The organism is Candidatus Cloacimonadota bacterium, from assembly GCA_020532085.1.
Classification (GTDB): domain Bacteria; phylum Cloacimonadota; class Cloacimonadia; order Cloacimonadales; family Cloacimonadaceae; genus Syntrophosphaera.
Genome location: JAJBAV010000002.1, coordinates 47,745 through 66,628, shown reverse-complemented (window position 1 = coordinate 66,628; position 18,884 = coordinate 47,745). Strand labels below are relative to the sequence as shown.

15 protein-coding genes and 1 tRNA gene are annotated in these 18,884 nt (G+C 58.9%); 15 read left to right on the top strand and 1 reads right to left on the bottom strand.

Going from position 1 to position 18,884, the window contains the following annotated elements; all coding sequences use genetic code 11:
- The first annotated feature begins 141 nt into the window (after window positions 1-141).
- From LHW45_01125 to LHW45_01070, 12 genes are all read left to right on the top strand, one after another.
- Window positions 142-687, top strand: a complete 546-nt coding sequence (locus LHW45_01125) for a class I SAM-dependent methyltransferase (GenBank protein ID MCB5284186.1) — start codon at window positions 142-144, stop codon at window positions 685-687.
- Window positions 688-692: 5 nt separating this feature from the next.
- A complete protein-coding gene (locus LHW45_01120; protein ID MCB5284185.1) occupies window positions 693-2,027 on the top strand; it encodes a hypothetical protein in 1,335 nt (444 codons plus the stop codon).
- Complete coding sequence (locus LHW45_01115; protein MCB5284184.1) at window positions 2,024-3,205, top strand: glycosyltransferase; 1,182 nt, start codon at window positions 2,024-2,026, stop codon at window positions 3,203-3,205. Before LHW45_01120 ends, LHW45_01115 begins: the two co-directional genes overlap by 4 nt.
- Before the next feature lie 260 nt (window positions 3,206-3,465).
- The gene (locus tag LHW45_01110; GenBank protein ID MCB5284183.1) at window positions 3,466-6,024 is read left to right on the top strand and encodes a M6 family metalloprotease domain-containing protein; all 2,559 of its coding nucleotides are present in this window, start codon (window positions 3,466-3,468) and stop codon (window positions 6,022-6,024) included.
- Window positions 6,025-6,144: 120 nt separating this feature from the next.
- Complete coding sequence (gene dnaN, locus LHW45_01105; protein MCB5284182.1) at window positions 6,145-7,311, top strand: DNA polymerase III subunit beta; 1,167 nt, start codon at window positions 6,145-6,147, stop codon at window positions 7,309-7,311.
- Between the two features lie 3 nt (window positions 7,312-7,314).
- Entirely contained in the window at window positions 7,315-8,391 is a 1,077-nt protein-coding gene (recF, locus tag LHW45_01100) for a DNA replication and repair protein RecF (protein ID MCB5284181.1), read from the top strand.
- The gene (locus tag LHW45_01095) at window positions 8,388-9,626 is read left to right on the top strand and encodes an MFS transporter (protein ID MCB5284180.1); all 1,239 of its coding nucleotides are present in this window, start codon (window positions 8,388-8,390) and stop codon (window positions 9,624-9,626) included. The genes recF and LHW45_01095 overlap by 4 nt, the downstream gene beginning before the upstream one ends.
- A 20-nt stretch (window positions 9,627-9,646) precedes the next feature.
- Window positions 9,647-11,428, top strand: a complete 1,782-nt coding sequence (aspS, locus tag LHW45_01090) for an aspartate--tRNA ligase (protein ID MCB5284179.1) — start codon at window positions 9,647-9,649, stop codon at window positions 11,426-11,428.
- Complete coding sequence (locus LHW45_01085) at window positions 11,395-12,003, top strand: phosphoribosylglycinamide formyltransferase (GenBank protein MCB5284178.1); 609 nt, start codon at window positions 11,395-11,397, stop codon at window positions 12,001-12,003. The genes aspS and LHW45_01085 overlap by 34 nt, the downstream gene beginning before the upstream one ends.
- A complete protein-coding gene (gene mtaB, locus LHW45_01080) occupies window positions 12,000-13,292 on the top strand; it encodes a tRNA (N(6)-L-threonylcarbamoyladenosine(37)-C(2))-methylthiotransferase MtaB (GenBank protein ID MCB5284177.1) in 1,293 nt (430 codons plus the stop codon). Before LHW45_01085 ends, mtaB begins: the two co-directional genes overlap by 4 nt.
- Before the next feature lie 111 nt (window positions 13,293-13,403).
- Window positions 13,404-13,479 (top strand) — tRNA-Phe (locus tag LHW45_01075).
- 48 nt (window positions 13,480-13,527) lie between these two features.
- Entirely contained in the window at window positions 13,528-15,075 is a 1,548-nt protein-coding gene (locus LHW45_01070; GenBank protein MCB5284176.1) for a hypothetical protein, read from the top strand.
- A 19-nt stretch (window positions 15,076-15,094) separates the two neighbouring features.
- Here LHW45_01070 and LHW45_01065 read toward each other — a convergent pair whose 3' ends face one another.
- Window positions 15,095-15,652: a hypothetical protein gene (locus LHW45_01065; GenBank protein ID MCB5284175.1), complete on the bottom strand. Its 558-nt coding sequence runs from the start codon at window positions 15,650-15,652 to the stop codon at window positions 15,095-15,097.
- A 452-nt stretch (window positions 15,653-16,104) separates the two neighbouring features.
- On the opposite strand from LHW45_01065, the gene LHW45_01060 reads away from it, so the two are divergent.
- The 3 genes from LHW45_01060 to hcp all read left to right on the top strand — a co-directional run bounded on the left by LHW45_01060 (window position 16,105) and on the right by hcp (window position 18,740).
- Entirely contained in the window at window positions 16,105-16,692 is a 588-nt protein-coding gene (locus LHW45_01060) for a TetR/AcrR family transcriptional regulator (GenBank protein ID MCB5284174.1), read from the top strand.
- A 65-nt stretch (window positions 16,693-16,757) separates the two neighbouring features.
- Window positions 16,758-17,075, top strand: coding sequence for a cupin domain-containing protein (locus LHW45_01055; GenBank protein MCB5284173.1), 318 nt, complete (start codon window positions 16,758-16,760; stop codon window positions 17,073-17,075).
- A gap of 21 nt (window positions 17,076-17,096) precedes the next feature.
- Entirely contained in the window at window positions 17,097-18,740 is a 1,644-nt protein-coding gene (hcp, locus tag LHW45_01050) for a hydroxylamine reductase (protein ID MCB5284172.1), read from the top strand.
- Window positions 18,741-18,884 lie beyond the last annotated feature (144 nt).

Sequence of the window (18,884 nt, the reverse complement as noted above, 5' to 3'; positions counted from 1 at the left end):
ATCCCGAAGGACTGATCACCCTGCGCTTGGAGCAGGTGCTCAAGACCATCCCTGCGGGCGTGGAAAGCATTCTGGACGCCGGCTGCGGCAACGGTGTGATCACCAACGCCCTGCATCCCGGCTTATGTCCAGGCTCCCAAAGTGACTGCCTCGGTGACCGCCATTCCCTTTCCAGACCGCTCTTTCGACCTGGTGATGTGCAACGAGGTGCTGGAGCATCTGAACGACGCGGACCTCGCCCAGGCCCTGTCTGAGCTGAAAAGATGCGCCTCCGGATATCTGCTGCTCTCCGTTCCGAACCGGGAACAGCTGAACGCGGAGCTGGTGCGCTGCGCGAACTGCGGCCAGATTTTCCACGCCTATGGCCATCTGCAAAGTTTCAACCTGGCCAGATTGGACGCCATCACCGGCTGGCAGCGGCTCTGGAGCAAGGAGTTGGGACCTGCCCACCGGAACTTCTCCCCCGCTCTGTTGAAATTCCGCCAGCAGCGCTTGCGGCAGTGGTTCAAGCCCGATGTGCCGCTTGCCTGCCCGGCTTGCCAGGGCCGGGATTTCCTGGTGCGAAGAAATCTGCTCACCAAAGCCGTGAACGCGCTGGGACAGCTGGGACGGGCTGCCCGGCCCTACTGGCTGATGGCGATGTACGCGGCTCCGGAAGGACCGGACCCAGGCCCCGCGAGGTCTTGACCGCCATGCCAGAAGCTGCCAGGCACATCCTGTTCATCGCCTACTATTTTCCGCCTCTGGGCGGCATCGCCTCCCTCCGCAGCCTTAAACACGTTAAATACCTCACCCAGCTTGGCTACCAGGTGCAGGTGCTCACCGTGCGCACCGGCCTCATTCGGCATCCCAAGGATCCCACCCTGCTGGCGGAGATTCCTGCTGGCGTGAAGGTTTGGCGTGCTTTTTGCCCCGACGCCACCTGGCTGTTCAAGCTCATGTGGGGGCTGAAACTCAACTCCCTGGTCCGCTTCCTCCAGCAAAGGGTGCTGATCCCCGATCACGAGGTGCTGTGGCGGCCTTTCGCGAAAAGGATGCTGCGCCGGGTTGTCCGCCGCGATCCGGAGCTCAGCCTGGCCGTGATCTCCTCCGGCCCGCCTTCCTCACTGTCGCTGGGGCTGCTGCTCAAACACCGCTTCCGAGTCCCCTTCATCTGCGATTTCCGCGACGAATGGACCAACAACCCGGAACGGATCAACATCGCTTTCCCCGCGGCCACCCAGAGCCGGGAACTGCTGATGGAATCGCGCGTTGTCTCAGCCGCCGCGGGAATCTCCTATTTGAGCCAGTTGATGCGGGACAACTTTTGCCGCAACTACCCGTTTCTGGAAACCAACCCCTCCGCCATCATCCCCAACGGCTTTGACGACAGCGATTTCGAAGGGCTCACGGCCTCATCCGACACTGATGTTTTCCGCCTCGTTTACTGTGGCAGCTTCTACGATCGGCGGCAGCCGGACCCTCTCTGGCAGACGATCCTGGGCCTTGTCAAAGCGGGAAAGCTGGATCCGGAGAAGTTCCGCGTGGACATCCACGGCAGAAACACCCCCGCTTTCGTGTTGGGCAGCTACGCTTCCGATCCGGTTCTGGCGCGGATATTGAGCCTGCATCCCTTCCTGAGCTACCGCGACAGCCTAAAGGAACTCATGCGCGCCACGGCCCTCCTTCTCTACATCCCCTCGGGGAAAAATACCGCTTCGGTGCTCACCGGCAAGATCTTCGACTATCTCCGGAGCGGCAAACCGGTGCTGGCGATCGTCCCACCCCAGGGACTGGCGGCGGAGCTGCTCACCCAGGCCGGAACCGGCTATATCGCCGATCATCAGGACCTTCCGGGTATCGCGGCAAAACTGCTGGAGCTGTACCGGCAATGGGAAAACGAGGCCCTGGGTGAATTGCGCGTGGATCATGGCTTCATCGCTGAGTTTTCCCGCCAAAGCCTGGCCCGGAAGCTGGCCGGGCTCATCGACGAGGTCGTTACCGGACAGTCTGCCAGCCCCGCAAGCACTCCGGAAGCGCAACCGTGAAAGTTCTGTTCATCCCTTCCTGGCTGCCATACAGGGGCGACCCCCTGGCCGGCAAGTTCTTTCTGGATCAGGCCAAAGCCCTCGCTGCAGCTGGCGTGGCCGACATTCTGCTGCTTGATTGGGGCCAAAACGAATATCAACTGGCCCTTAGGCATCCCCTGGCCAGCCTGCAAAAGCTGTTGCGGTCAGTGGGACAGCGCCGCGGCCTGCGCGACCTCGCAGCCGGCCTGAATGAACTTCGCGTTCCGCACCTAACCTGGACCAGTCTGGTGGCCAAAGGCAACATCGCCTCCCTGATCCCCAGGATCGAGCTGCCGGATAAACCCGACCTCATCCACGCCCAGGTCACCTTTCCCGCGGGATATGTGTCCATGCGGCTGGCGGAAAGGCTGGGAGTTCCCTTTATCATCACGGAACACAGCGGCCCCTTTCCCTTTCCCGAATTCCTGAAACGAGGCACCATTTCACCGCTGATAACGGAGCCGCTGCGGTCCGCGCAAAGGATCGTGGCTGTAAGCAGCCACCTCAAACAGGAAATCAGGGCCCGAACCGGTTTGGAAGCGCTGGTGATACCCAACCCTGTTGACACGGATTTCTTTGTGCCCCCGGTGAACCCGCGTCCGGAAGGGCCTTTGCGGCTGTTTACCCTGTCCACGGTCAGCACGAACAAAGGGGCCACCGATCTGCTTCAGGCGCTGAAGCTTTTGAAATCCCGCGCGCGGGACTGGCACCTGTTCTGGGGCGGAGCGGGCCCCCTGCTGTCCCAGGCCCGGAAAACGGCGGAGGATGAGGGTTTGCTGAACCACATCACGTGGCTGGGAAGGCTCACCCCAACCCAAGCCCGGGAGCAGTATCAGCTCTGCGACTGCTTTGTGATGCCCAGCCGTTTCGAAAGCTTCAGCCTGGTCATCACGGAGGCGCTGGCCTGCGGAAAACCGGTTGTCGCCACCAACTGCGGAGGGCCCAGGGATATCCTGAACGAGCATTGCGGCATCCTGGTTCCCAAACAGAATCCTTCCGCCCTCGCGGAGGCTCTGCTAAAAATGAGCTCCAGTTATACCAGCTATGCTCCACAGGCCATCCGCGAACATTGCGTAAGAAATTTCGGCCACGCCAGCGTCACCGCCCGGATCGGAGACCTTTATCGCTCTGTTTTGAACGTAGAAGTAACTTCATAAACCGTTCCCAGCCATCTCCAAATTTTCCCGGTTGACCCGCCCTTAGCCTCATCCCATTCACCTCCCTTTCGCCTCCCGTTGAGTTCCCGCCCTTTCAACGGGAAGTGTGCGGGAGGCGAAAGGGAGGTGAACAGGAAGGGGCTAAGGGCGGAACAAGGCGGTATCACCCTGCGGAAAAGAGGGTTGCGCGGGAAAATTCATTGACGGATATGGCGGATCTGAGAGCATGCGAAAAAGTTTTCAATATGGGAGAACGAGAAGTGAACAGATTTGCCCAGCTTGCCGCCATAACCTTCATTGTGGCCTTTCAGGCCCTGTCCTGCGGATTGCAGGCGGCCTACATCAACAAGATCGCGGTAAAGGTTGACCAGCCTGACGGAACCACGTTGGAGCTCTTTGCCAGCGGCGACGAATTCCACAACTGGCTGCACGACGCGGAAGGCTTCACCATCATCCGCGATCCCCAGACCGGCTGGCTCTGCTACGCCGTGAAGAACGGCGACGACGTGGCCGCCGGAACGCTGATCGCGGGCCGGGACGACCCCCGCGGCCAGGGACTGGAGCCCGGGATCAACATCAGCGAGTCTCTTTACAAACAACAGCGCCAGGAACGTTTTGCCATGCCGGCCGAGCGGGACGCCCCCACCACCGGCACCATCAACAACCTCGTGATCTACATCCGCTTCTCCGATGAAACCGAATTCGGCCAGCTAAACAGCGTTTATGACGGCTGGTTCAACTCATCCACGAATTCCCAGAAAAACTACTATCTGCAAGCCAGCTACAACCAGCTGACGGTGAACACCCACTTTTATCCCGCCCCCTCGGGAGGTTATGTGGTCTCCTGGCAAGACAGCCACCCCCGGGCCTATTTCCAGCCATACAACGTGACCACCAATCCCACTGGCTACGATGGGGACACGGAAAGGAGGCTTAGAGAATTTACTTTGTTGCAGAATGCCACAAACGGCGTTTCCGCCCAAATCCCCAGCAGTCTGACCATCGATTCTGACAACGATGGCCGGGTGGACAACGTGGTCTTTGTAGTCAAAGGTACCGCCGGAGAGTGGGCCAGCCTGCTCTGGCCGCACCGCTGGTCCCTCTACGACCGCTATGTGTACATCAACGGCAAACGGGTCTATGACTTCAATTTCCAACTTCAGGATTTTCTGGCCGATCGCGGGGTGGGCGTGATCTGCCACGAATTTTTCCACACCCTGGGCGCGCCCGACCTCTATCACTACACCAGCAACGGGATCTCCCCCGCCGGGGCCTGGGACCTGATGAATTCGGACCAAAACCCGCCTCAGCACATGACCGCCTTCATGAAATACAAATACGGTGATTGGATAGCCTCCATCCCCACCCTCAGCGCCGACGGGGTTTACACGCTGAATCCGCTGACCTCGGCCACGGGACAGGCATACAGGATCAACTCGAACAACCCGAACCAGTATTACGTGGTGGAATTCCGCAAGAAAACAGGCACCTTTGAAAGCTCGGTCCCGGGCTCGGGAATCCTGGTTTACCGCATCGACACCTCTTGCGGAAACGGCAACGCGGACGGGCCTCCGGACGAGCTATACATCTACAGGCCGGGTGGAACGACCACAGTTAATGGCACCGTAAATTCAGCAAACTACAGCTTGGAAACAGGCCGCACCGCGATCAACTCAACAACCAATCCGACGCCATTTTTACAAGACGGGTCGGCCGGAAACCTGTTCATCTGCGAGATCGGCTCCAGCGCCGGCAGCACCATGAGTTTCCGGCTGGGGCCGCCTGTATTCGATTTCGCCGTGAACCCCCATCTGCAGAGCTTCGACGCCACCACTTTCCCACCCCTGGGATGGACCAGCGCTGCCCAAACCGGAAGCTACACTTTCACGCGGGTTACCTCTGGAACCAATCCCACCTGCAGTCCCCAATCCGGGGCCGGAATGCTGCGCTACTACAGCGACATCGCTCCCACGGGGAGTTCAGCGCTGCTGGTTACGCCCAAGATCGTGGTCAGCGATGCCGTCAACCACGCCCACGCGGTGAATTTCTGGATGTACCGGGACGGAAACCAAAGCACGGCGCAGGACAAGATCGAAGTGTACCTGAACTCCAGTTCTGGCCTGAGCGGAACGCCCACTCTGCTGGGAACCATCTTCCGCTACCGGCTGCAGGAACCAGCGGAAAGCTCTCCCGCCTGGAGAAACTACTCCTTCGCCCTGCCGATAAACGCCGCGGGCGACTATTACGTGATCTTCCGGGCCGTGAGCGCGGCTGGATACAACATGTTTCTGGACAACATCAAAGTGGCGCAGGTTCCTTTCCCGGCCAGCTACCTGAGCCCGGCAGATCAGGCCACCCACGTGGCCACCGATTGCCAGTTCAGCTGGCAGCCGGCTTCAGGATCCCCCAGCGGATACAAGCTTTATCTGGGAACCAACAACCCTCCCACCAATCTGCTGAACGGGCTGAACCTGGGCGTTGCCACCGTTTATGAACACTCCGCGCCGCTTGCTTCCGAAGCCACATATTATTGGAAAGTGGTCCCTTACAGCTCGGGTGGAGATGCTGTCGGCTCCGCTGTGTGGAGTTTTGGCACCCTGAGCTCCGCCCCGCCGGAGGTGGCGATCTCCGCGGGAACAGCAGGTCTGAACCTTGTTTGGTCGGCACTGCCAGGCTACAGCGGCTACCATGTCTTTGCCAGCGACGATCCCTCCGACTGGCCGGAAACCCCGGTGGCTACGGTCTATGAGACCCACTACAGCATCCCCGCTGGCACGGCACGCCACAAATTCTACAAGGTGCAAGCCTTCACGGAATGAGAGCCGCGTGAACCCTGGCTTCGATACCGGAAAAATGCCAAGTCCACAAATCAGTTGACAAACAGCCAATTGCCAAATTTGGTGGCCTGACGATATAATTACTGTAAACAAGGGGAAGACATGAGATTAGCGATAGAGCAGAAAGAGCTTGTCCACCACATCCAGCACTTGGTGGGGATAGTATCCGCCAAGACCACCTCTCCCATTCTGACCAACTACCTGATCGAAGCCAACGCCGACAAAGGCGAGGTGAAGATCACGGCCTCGGACCTGGAGATAACCGTGGACGTGCGTTTCAACGCCGCCGTGAGCGAAGGCGGCACCATCGCCGTTTCCGCCAAGCATTTCAACGAGATCATCCAGCAGATGCCTCCCGCGGTGATCGACCTCTGGAAAACCGAGGACCTGCTGATGATCCAGTGCGCCAAGATCGATTTCAACATCCTCTGCGCCGACCACACCCTGTTCCCTATCCTGCCGGAACCCAAGCTGGAAAACGCCACGACCGTGAACGCTGAGACCTTCAACCGCATGATCGGCAAAACCTCTTTCGCCGTTTCCACCGACGTGAACCGCGCGGTGCTCACCGGCGTCTGCTGGAAGATCATGGAAAAGACGAACCTGATGGCCGCCACCGACGGACGCAAGGTCGCGGAGATCGTGGTGCCGAACACCGCCCCGGTGAAGCAGGAAAAAGCTGAAGGCGAGGAATCCCTCTTCCAGGACACGCCTTCCGAGCAACTGCTGGAAAAGGTGATCCCGGTGAAGACTTTGAGCTTTTTGCAAAAGGTTTTCGACTCTTCCATAAAGGAAATGAAGGTGCTGATGGAACGAAATAAGATCGTCTTTGCCTACGGCGCCTTCACCATCGTTTCAAACATCATCGAGCATAAATACCCCGAATATCAGAAAGCCTTCATGGCCGATCTGCCGAACCAGATCCTGGTGGACAAGAAGAAATTGCAGGAATCCATCCGCCGCGTGGCCCTGGTTGCACCGGAAGACAACAACCGCATCCGCTTTGAGATCGATTCCGAACGCTTCGAGATCAACACCAGCGACCGCGATACCGGCGACGCCAAGGAATTTGTGGAAACCTTCAAATACACCGGCTCCGAGACTTCCATCTCCTTCAATTTCCGCTATATGCTGGCGATCCTGGACGCCATCGACACCGATACGGTCTGCATCAAGCTGGGCGGCGCCAAAGAACCGATGATGGTTTACAACGAACCGCTGCCTGAAAATCAGAAGATCACCTTCCTGTTGATGCCGCTGCGGTCGTAGCGCTTGATCCTGAAACAGCTCAGCCTGGCCAATTTCCGAAATTACGCCAACGCCAGTTTCAGCCTCCGTCCAGAGGGGAATCTGGTGATCGCGCCCAACGGCTGGGGCAAAACCAATCTGCTGGAATCCATTGCCTATTGTGGCCTGGGCAAATCCGTGCGCTTTCACCGCGATGACGAACTGAAGCGGGAAAACACGGATTTCTTCAGCGTGCGCGGCGAGTTTGCGGATGACGCCGGTCTGGACCTTAGGGTGCAGATCAGCTGGCAGCAAGGCAGGAAACTGCTGAAGATAAACGACAATCCCGTGAAGCAGCTGAGCCGGATCTTCGAGAACGTGAAGGTGATCTACGCCGCCCCGGAAGACATGAACCTGGTGGGCGGATATCCCCGCTTCCGGCGCCAGTACTTCGATCTGGCCATTTCCCAGATCTACCCGCCCTACATCACCACCCTGCGCGAATACCTGCATGTGGTGGAACAGCGCAACAGCCTGTTCAAACGCCCCTACACCCGGGAGGAAAAGCTGGCCTGGGACACGAAGTTTTGCGCCCTGCTGCTGGAGGTGCTGGAATACCGCAAGCGCTATCTGGACCTGGTGAACGGGGCCTTCGCGCAGCACTACCCTGCCGTTTCCGAACAGGTGAAGGACATCCGCGTGGCCTATCTGCCCCACCATCACGAAGACTACCCCGCCACCGCGGAGCACCTGCTCGCGACCCTGGTGGCCCTGGAATCCCGGGAAAAGCGCTATCAGCGCAGCCTGGCCGGTGCCCACATCGACGATTACGAGTTCCGCCTGGACGGCCATAACCTTAAAAGCTACGGCTCCCAGGGCCAGAAACGCATCACAGTGATCATCCTCAAGCTGATCCAGGCCACCCTGATCCAGAACCTCACAGGCATCCGGCCCATCCTGCTCTTCGACGATGTTTTCGCCGAACTGGACAAGGACCACGCCCACCGCGTGGCGGAATACGTGGATTACCGCTACCAGATCTTCATCGCCAGCCCCAGGGAAGACCTCTGCCTTCAGTGGCCAGGCCTGCAACGTTTGGAACTTAGGGAGGATACCGCGTGAAACTGAGTAAAAGCTCACTCGGCTGGATGTTCTACGACTTCGCCAATTCCGCCTTCACCACAGTGATGGTGACGGTGGTGTTCAGCGTCTTTTTTGTGAACAGCATCGCTTCCGGACGTCCCGAAGGCGGTGAATGGTACTGGTCGCTGGCAGTTTCGTTATCCATGACCCTGGCCGCGATCGCTGCCCCCATCCTGGGCGCGATGGCCGATTATTCCCACTCCAAAAAGAAATTCCTCTTCGGCTTCACCTACCTCACCATCACCTCCACGGCCCTGCTCTTCTTCGCCGGCAAAGGCGATTACCTGCTGGGCATGATCCTCTTCATCATCGCCAATTTCTCCTTCAACAGCGCGCTGGTCTTTTACGACGCCTTTTTGCCGGAGGTGAGCACCCCCGCGACCATCGGCAAAGTCTCCGGTTTCGGCTGGGGCCTGGGCTATCTGGGCGGACTGGTTTCCCTGCTGGTATCGCTGGTTTTGGTGAACAAAGAGGCCTACCGCTGGATCTGGCCGATGATCGCCGCGCACATCCTCCTCTTTTCGCTGATCACTTTCATCCTGCTCAAGGAAAAGCAGGTGGCCACCCCCAAGACCAACTACGTGAAAGTGGCGGTTGAACGCATCGTCTTTTCCCTCAAACACATCCGCAGGATGCCGGACCTGCTGAGCTATCTGCTAAGCTATTTTCTCTATAACGTGGGCATTTACACGGTGATCGCCTTTGCCGCCATCTACGGCGGTGACCAGTTCAAAATGAGCCAGCAAAGCCTGATCATCTTCTTCATCATCGCGCAGGTCACCTCCGTGATCGGCGCCGTGGCCTTCGGCTGGCTTTCGGACAGATACAACGTCCGCCTTTCCCTCAGCGTCTCCATCCTGGTCTGGATCGGGGTGGTGACCTGGGCCTTTTTCTGCCGTTCGGCGATGGAGTATTACGCCCTCGGCCTGGTGGCCGGCCTCGCCATCGGCAGCAGCCAGGCGAACAGCCGCACCATGCTTTCCGTGCTTACCCCCCTGGACCGGCAGGCGGAATTTTTCGGCTTCTACACCCTCGTGGGCAGGATCTCCGCGATCATCGGGCCTTTCGTTTACGGAAATCTGTCCCGCGTTACCGGAAACCAGCGCTATGCGATCGTTTCGCTGGGCGCTTTCTTCATCCTGGGCTGGTTTCTCCTGCAGCGGGTGAATCTGGATCGGGGCAAAAACCTCAGTAAAACATACACATTCAATTAACTGGTATAAAGTGGAACATTATGTTGGACAACTTAAGTAACCTCAAGAGAACACATTATTGCGGTGAGCTTTCCGCCCTGAACGTGGGTGAAACGGTGACCGTGATGGGTTGGGTAAATAAACGCCGCGACCTGGGTGGGCTCATCTTCATCGATCTGCGCGACGTGAAAGGCCTGCTGCAGGTGGTGATCCGTCCCGAGGCGGAGACCGTCTTCCGCAAGGCGGAAAAACTGCGCAACGAATATGTGGCGGCGGTCACCGGCACGGTCTCCGCCCGCGAACCCCACAACCTGAATCCCAACCTGCCCACCGGCGAGATCGAGCTAATCGCCGGCGATATTCTGATCCTGAACGACTGCCAGCCTCTGCCCATCCAGCTCACGGAAGCCGCCATGGCCGAGGAGGACCTGCGCCTCAGCTACCGCTATCTGGACCTGCGCCGTCCCGCGCTGCAAAAGGTGATCCTCACCCGCCACAGGATCGTGAAAAGCATTCGCGATTTTCTCTGTGACGAAGGTTTTTACGAGATCGAAACCCCCATCCTGATGAAGAGCACCCCCGAGGGCGCGCGCGATTATCTGGTTCCCAGCCGGGTCCAGCCTGGCAAATTCTACGCTTTGCCACAGTCGCCCCAGATGTTCAAGCAGCTATTGATGATCGGCGGTTTCGACCGCTATTTCCAGATCGCCCGCTGCTTCCGCGATGAAGACCTCAGGGCCGATCGCCAGCCGGAATTCACCCAGCTGGACATCGAACTGAGTTTCGCCACCCAGGAACAGATCTTCGACCTCCTGGAACGCATGCTGGCTGTTCTGTTCAAAGAGGTGCTGGATATGGAACTCCAGCTTCCCTTCGCGCGTTTGGGCTATCAGGAGGCGATGGATCGCTTTGGCTGCGACAAACCCGACCTGCGCTTCGGCCTGGAACTTAAAGACCTCAGTGCCAGCCTCAAGGGTTCGGAGTTTCAGGTCTTTAAATCCGCCCTGGAAGCGGGCGGAGTGATCAAGGCCCTGGCCATTCCCGGCGGCGCCGAATACAGCCGCAAACAACAGGACGAGCTGGTGGAACTGGCCCGCCACAACGGCGGCAAAGGCATCGCCTTCGCCAAGGTGGCAGAAACAGGTCTGGAAGCCGGGATCAGCAAGTTTCTCACCCCCTCTGAGACAGAGGAGATCATTCGCGTCACGGAAGCCAAAACGGGTGACTTGATCGCCATCGTGGCCGATTCCCCAGACATGACGACCAAGGTTTTGGCCGCCCTGCGCAACGAAGTGGCTTTGAGGCAAAAGTTGATCCCGGAAAACATGTTCGCCTTCGCCTGGATCACCGATTTCCCGCTCTTTGCCTACAATGCCGAGCAGCAGCGCTGGGAGCCGGCCCACCACATGTTCACCCTGCCCCGCGAGGAACATATTCCCTGGCTGGACCAACCGGACAAATATGGCCAGATCATCGGCCAGCTCTACGACCTGGTCTGCAACGGCATGGAACTCTCCTCCGGCAGCATCCGCTGCCACCGCCACGACCTCCAGAACAAGATCTTTTCCATCCTCGGCTTCAGCGCGGAAGAGCTGAAGGACCGGTTCGGCTTCTTCCTGGAAGCCCTCAAATACGGGACCCCGCCCCACGGCGGCATCGCGCCCGGCATCGACCGCCTGGTGATGATCATGACCGGTGCCGAATCCATCCGCGACGTGATCGCCTTTCCCAAAACCCTGAAGGCGGCGGACCTCATGAGCGGAGCGCCTTCTGAAGTGCCCGAAACCCAATGGCAAGAGCTGCATCTGAAGCCCGGAAAATAGCAGTCCTCACCAGCGGACACGGCCGCGGCTCCAACCTGCGGGCGCTGCATCAGGCTTTTGCCCAAAACAACTGGCCACTGCGGATCGCCTTTGCCACCGCCTCCAGAGACCAAGTCCCGGTGGTCCGGCTCTGCGCGGGACTGGGCCTGCCCTGCCATATTCTCAACCCGTGCTGCCAGGAGGCCTTTGAGGCCCGGCTGCTGGAGCTTTGCCGGGAGGAAAGGATCGAGCTGATCGCCCTGGCCGGCTTCATGAAGCTGCTCTCACCCACTTTTCTGGACCAGGTGGGCGTTCCGGTGCTGAACATACATCCCGCCTTGCTTCCCGCCCATGGCGGACCGGGCATGTACGGGATCAGGGTCCACGAGGCAGTTTTTGCCGCCGGAGAGCGCTTTTCCGGCGCCACCGTGCATCTGGTGGATCCTCTCTACGACCATGGTAAAATCATCGCCCAGGCAAAGGTTGACATCTCGGATTGCCTCTCGCCGGAAGCCATCGCCGCCCGGGTGCTGGAAGTCGAGCACCGCCTCTACGCTGCGGCGATCCACAACTTCCTTGGCCCTGGATGGCCATGATCCGCGTCGCCATCGCCACCCTGGGCTGTAAAACCAACGCCTATGAATCCGCCGCCATCTCCGCGGGTTTCGCCTCCGGGGCTTACCTCGCCGTGCCTTTTTCCGCCGAGGCGGACGTCTATGTCATCAACACCTGCACGGTCACCGGACGGACGGATTTCAAGAGCCGCAACCTCATCCGCAAAGCCCTGGCCCGCAAAGCCCAAAACCCCGACGTGAAGATCGTGGTTACCGGCTGCTTCGCCCAGCGCAACCCTGATGAGATCAAGGACCTTGGCCCCGTGGACCTCATCGTGGACAATCAGGGCAAGCCCGACATCGCCCGGATCCTCGAAACCAAGGACTACCAGTTTCAGGACATCATGCTCTGCCAGGACTTCGTTTACCGGCCCGTGACCCGGATGGTGGAGCACAGCCGCGCCTTCCAGAAGATCCAGGATGGCTGCGATTTCCGCTGCGCCTACTGCGCGGTGCCCCACGGACGCGGCCACAGCCGTTCCGCCAGCTTTGCCGACGTACTGGATCAGGCCCGGTTGTTCGTGGCCAACGGTTACAAGGAGATCGTGCTCGGTGGCGTCAATCTGGGCCTCTACAAAGACGGAAACCAAGGATTGGCCGAGGTTGTGGAGGCATTGCAAGAGATGGATGGCCTGGAACTGATCCGCCTCAGTTCGCTGGAGCCGATGCTCTTCACCGCGGAACTGACCGAACGGATCAGCCACTGCGACAAGCTTTGCCCCCACTTCCACATTGCCCTGCAGAGCGGCTGCGACAGCGTGCTGAAGCGCATGGGCAGGCAATATGAAACCGCTGCCTTCCGCGCCCTGATCGACACTATCCTCAAAACTTGGCCGGACGCGGCGATCGGGCTCGACGTGATCGCCGGATTCCCCTCTGAAACGGAGGCCGAGTTCCAAACCACCCTGAACCTCCTCTCAGAGCTGGATATCGCCTATCTCCACGCCTTCACTTTTTCCCGCCGCTGGGGCACCCCCGCGGACACCCTGCCAGGCCAGATACCCAATCTGGCCAAGAACCGCCGGGTGAGGCTGCTCACCGCTCTCAGCGATGCCAAGAAGCTTCTTTACACCCAAAGGCTGTTGCGGGACAGGATCCCCCTCCGCGGCGTTTGCGAAAGCGCCGAAGCCGGCCTAGCCACCTGCCTTTCCGACCATTTTATCCGCGCCTACGCTACCGGCGGATGCGCTCCCGGCTCTCTGATTACGGGCATCCCCAGTCAACTGGAGCGGGATGGGATCTTGCTGGCCCCCAGCCCTCAGCCAAGCTGACCCCAGGATGGCTGACATCCCTCAAACCCTCTTCCATATTGCTTTCTAACCCCTGCCGCGGATAATTGTCTTGACAAAATCACGGCCATAAAAGTTTATGCCTTCACTTGTGGCGAGATAGCTCAGCCGGTAGAGCAGAGGCCTGAAAAGCCTTGTGTCCCCAGTTCAATTCTGGGTCTCGCCACCAGTCACTTTGCGGCGCTTGATGAAAGCGCCTTTTTTATTTGGGGACCATATGAAAACATTCACCTTGCGCAATCTTCGCTTTCCGGCCCGGCCGGAATTCTCTCTGGCTGAAGAAACCGGCCGCAAACTTGGCCTGCCTGCCTCAGCCTTTGAGATTGTCAGGATAGTCCGCCAAGCCCTGGATACCAGGCGCCGCGGCCATCCCGTCTTCGATTTTACGCTCCAGCTCAGCTTCAGTGGCGAGGTTCCGCGGCATAAAGACCTTACCCCCCTGGAAATGTCTCCCCTGCGGGAATGCGCGCCCATCCAGGCCCAGGATCCGCATCCATTCATCATCGGCATGGGTCCAGCGGGATTGTTTTGCGCCCTGGCGATGGTGGAAAATGGGCTTCAGCCCTTGTTGTTCGACCGCGGCGACGCCCTGGAACGGCGGGCGGACAAGGTGAACTATTTTTGGCGCCACGGCTCTCTGGATGAGGATTCCAACGTGCAGTGCGGCGAAGGCGGCGCCGGCGCTTTCTCCGACGGCAAGCTCACCGCCCGGGGTGGCGATCCCGCTCTCCAAATGGTTTTGGAACAGATGCTGCGTTTCGGCGCGCCCGCGGAAATTGCCTGGTCGGCCCTGCCCCATCTGGGCACTGACGGCATCCGGGCTCTGGTGCGAAAACTGCGTGAGTATCTGCTGCTAAAAGGCTGCCGCTTCTTTCACCACCACACTTTGGAGGACCTGGAACTCTCAGGTGGAAAACTCACCCGTTTGAAGCTGAATTCCGAATGGCACTCACCCGAGCTGGCGGTGCTGGCTTTGGGCAACTCCGCCCGCTCCACCTGGCCTCTGCTGCAACGGCGGGGGGTGGATCTGGAGCCAAAGCCTTTCGCCCTGGGCTTCCGGATCGAACATATTCAGGCCTGGATCAACGCGTTGGTTTACGGGCAGGGGAATTGGGCGGAATTCCTGGGGCCGGCCAGTTACCGGCTCACAGCCCCAACCGGTTTCACTTTCTGCATGTGTCCAGGCGGTCAGGTGATCGCGGCCGCTTCGGAACAGGGCGGAGTGGTGACCAACGGCATGAGTTTCGCCGCCCGGGCTGGAATTTATGCCAACAGCGCGATCGTAACTCCGGTGAGCGCCACCGATTACGGAGCCGGGCTCTGGGACGGGGTGGAACTGCAGCGCCGTCTGGAAAAGTTATCCTTCCGTGAAACTTTCCTGGCCCCGGTCCAGTCCGCGCGGGCCTTTCTCTGTGGAACAGAGGATCCCGAAGCCCCCCAATCCACCTATACACCGGGAACCTACGCGTCAGACCTCTCCCGGCTTTTCCCGGCGGAAATCTCTTCCCGTCTGCGTGACACCCTCATCCGCTTCGACCAGGTGTTGCCCGGTTTCAGCCAAAACGCCGTTCTGATCGCCCCCGAAACCCGCACCTCGTCACCCATCCGGATCACCAGGCACAAACAGGGATTGCACTGCGTGGGGATCGAAAATCTGTATCCAGTGGGCGAAGGAAGCGGTTACGCGGGCGGGATCAGCAGCAGCGCGGCCGATGGCTGGAGGCTGGGAACGAGGATCAGACAGGGCAACGCCCTGATCAACTGAAACTTCTCGCCCGCTCCGGTCAGTCGTTCTGGATGCAGCGGCGGATCACGTTCAGGATCACGATGATGGCCACCACCAGGCCCCAGGAGGAGTTCTTTTTGGCGGTTTGCGGCCTTCTCGCGCCGCCGGAAGGTTGCTGGGGCGGAACGCGAAACACCGGAGGCTGTTTTTCGGGGATCGAAACCGGCTCGCCGGGCTGCTCCACCGAATAACCGCTGTCACCTTCCCTGCTCTTCACGTGAATGATCTCTTCGGCGGTGTTCTGCCTGCGCCTGATGATCATCAGGATGAAATAGTAGATCAGCAGCGCGATGCCCACCGTGAGGATGATCTGCAGCCAGGGCGGGATCTGCGCTCCGCCAGCGGCTTCCGCTTCTGTATCCGGATTGGTTGGCGCGGATGCGGCGTCTTGCGGATCAAAGCTTGTTTGCAGCAAAAAAGCCGAGCCCGGAACAGGATTCCCGCCGGAACCCAGAACCATACTGGCGAAACCGGCACTGGCCACAACAAGCAGCAGCAACACCAGACCCCAACGCGGTGCGGGCCGCAGCCTGAACTTGAAAAGATCCATTCTCATTTTCATCCTCATTGTTTCAGAATGCCACCATTTTCCGACTGCCCCGGTGCTGTCAAGCTAAATCCTCCCCAAGGCCGCGTGAGACCTTCCAAGCCTTTAATGAACGAGCTGGTGGCGCTAATTAGCCGGTTTTCCCCCAGCCAGCGCTCCCAATATCAATACGGTATCAATACGGAATCAATACGGATTTCATCCGTAATGATTCCGTATTGATACCGTATTGATATTTGGAGCCGGATGGGTTTTCGCCGGTGTAACTTCACCAAAGAAATTGGGATCCATCTGGATCAGTTAAGAAGACCAGAATCCAACCCTGTGAAGAAAACACTGGACGGATCATGGGTTGAAACCCTCTCTCGTCCGTTGGGCGAGAAAACCGAAAAAAATCCTTGCCATTTTTCCAGACCCGCTTAGATTGGTTAGTGAATACTCACTAACATTGAGGCTGGAAGATGGAACTCACTCCGAGACAAGACGATATAGTGCAGGCGGCGATCGCCCTGATCGCCCGCAGGGGTTATAAATTCCTCACAACCAAGAATCTCGCCCGGGAGCTCAAGCTCACCGAAGCCGCGCTGTATCGCCATTTTGCCAGCAAAGACGACCTGATAGTAAAGATCCTGGATTATTTTGAAGCCCTTTCCTGCCGCATCCTGGCCGAGATCGAGAATTCGGAACTGCCGCCGATGGAGAAGGTCCGCCGCTTCGTTCTGGACCGCTACCAGCTATTCAGCACCCATCGCGATCTGGCCAAGGTGATGTTTTCAGAGGAATTGTTCCAATACGATCCCGCCTGCGCCACCCGCATGGACCGGATCTCAGGCACACACAGGGATTCCGTGCTCTACTACCTGCGCGAGGCCCAGGCCAGAGGCGTCGTCGATCCCAGCCACGATCCCGGCCAGTTGTTCCGGGTGATCGTTGGCTCCATGCGTTTTTTGGTGACCCAGTGGAATCTGAGCGGGCAGAACTTTGACCTGGTGGACGAGGGCGAAAAGCTGTTTGCAACCATCAGGAAGCTTGTGGAATTGCGGTCATGAACTTTCCTTCACCGTCCCCCGGCACAGGGGAACCTACTTTGAAAAACAAACCACAGGAGATGCACATGAACAGCAGAAGCTGGAAAGACAACAACCCCGTCCTGGACCGGGAAGGGGTTACCGGAACCAAGATCTACACCCAAACCGAAGGTGAGATCGTGCACATGCGCCTGACCCCGGGCGCCCACCTCAAATCCCACATCACCCCCGTGAACGTAGCTTTTTACGTGCTGGATGGCGCCGCCACGCTCACCATTGGCGATGAAGAGGAAACCTTTCCCAAAGACACCATCATCGACAGCCCGAAGGACATCCCGCACGCGGTTACCAACAAAGGTGACAGCGATCTGCGCCTCCTCGTGATCAAAATGCCCAAACCATAAACAAAGGAGAACAACATGAGCATGTTTTGCTACCAATGCCAGGAAACAGCCCTCAACAAAGGCTGCACCATGCGCGGAGTCTGCGGAAAATCTCCCGAGCTCTGCCACCTTTTCGACCTCTACATCCACGCGCTGAAAGGCATCGCCTACGCCTCGGTGCAACTGGCCAAGAAAGACGTCTATCATCCCGAGGACGCCCTGGTTGTGATGGGCGGCCTCTTCCGCACCATCACCAACGCCAACTGGGATCTGGACCAGATCACCGGACTGATCACCGCAGCCATCGCCCTGCGCGACCAGCGCAAACTGGAGCTGGGCTGGGAAGCCGGCACCATCTGCCCCACCTGCCCGGATGCCGCCACGTTTCAGGTGAAACCTGAGGATTACGATGCCTATGGCCAAAAGGTTGGCGTGCTGGCCACCGAGAACGAAGACATCCGCTCCCTGCGCGAAACCGTTATCTATGGCCTCAAAGGCATCTCCGCCTACGGCGAACACGCCTGGATGCTTGGCTACTCCAGCGATGAAGTGAACAAATTCCTCATGGAGGCGCTGGCCGCCACCGTCGACAACAAGCTCACAGCCGAAGAACTCACCGCCCTCGTGGTCAAAACCGGCGAATACGCCGTGAAGGTGATGGAGCTTCTGGACAGGGCCAACACCGAGACCTACGGCGTTCCGGAACCCACCGAGGTGGATCTGGGCGTGGGAACCAGGCCCGGCATCCTCGTCAGCGGACACGACCTCAAGGATTTTGAGGAACTGCTGCAGCAGACGGAGGACCAGGGCATCGACATCTACACCCACAGCGAGATGCTGCCCGCCAACTATTACCCCGCCTTCAAGAAGTATAAACACTTCCACGGCAACTACGGCTCCTCCTGGTGGCACCAACTGGAGGATTTTGAGAACTTCAACGGACCCATCCTGATGACCACCAACTGCATCGTGCCCCTGCGCGGCGAACAGACCTATCTGGACCGCTTCTTCACCACCGGCATGACCGGATATCCCGGCGCCACCCACATCCCGGAACGCAAACCCGGCCAGCAGAAAGACTTCAGCGCCATCATCGCCAAAGCCAAAACCTGCCAGCCGCCCAAGGAGATCGAGACCGGCACCCTCACTGGCGGATTCAACCACCGCACTGTGATGGCGATGGCCGACCAGGTGGTCGAGGCCGTCAAATCCGGCGCCATCAAGAAATTTGTGGTCATGGCAGGTTGCGACGGACGCATGCCCAAGCGCAAATACTTCACCGAAGTGGCGGAAAAGCTGCCCCAAGACGCCGTGATCCTCACTGCCGGCTGCGCCAAATACCGCTACATCAAACTCCCCCTGGGCGACATCAACGGCATCCCGCGCGTGCTCGACGCCGGCCAGTGCAACGATTCCTACTCTTTGGCCATCATCGCTCTCAAGCTGAAGGAAGCCTTCGGCTTGGACGATGTGAACAAGCTTCCCCTGGCCTTCGACATCGCCTGGTACGAACAAAAAGCCGTGGCCGTGCTGCTCGCCCTGCTCTATCTGGGCTTCAAGAACATCCGCCTCGGGCCCACCCTGCCCGGTTTCCTTTCACCCAACGTGGCGAAAGTGATCATCGATACCTTCGGCCTCCAGCCCACCACCGACGCCGATTCCGACGTCGCCGCCATCATGGCCTGATCCTCAACCCAATAATCTAGCGGGACCTGCCCTGGTCCCGCTTTTTTTAGGCTCTTTTTCAAACCGGGCTTTTTTATGGTTGAGCGCCCGTACCCACCCGGTTTGAAAGAGAGCCTTTTTAATACCAACGTATAAAGCAGGGCC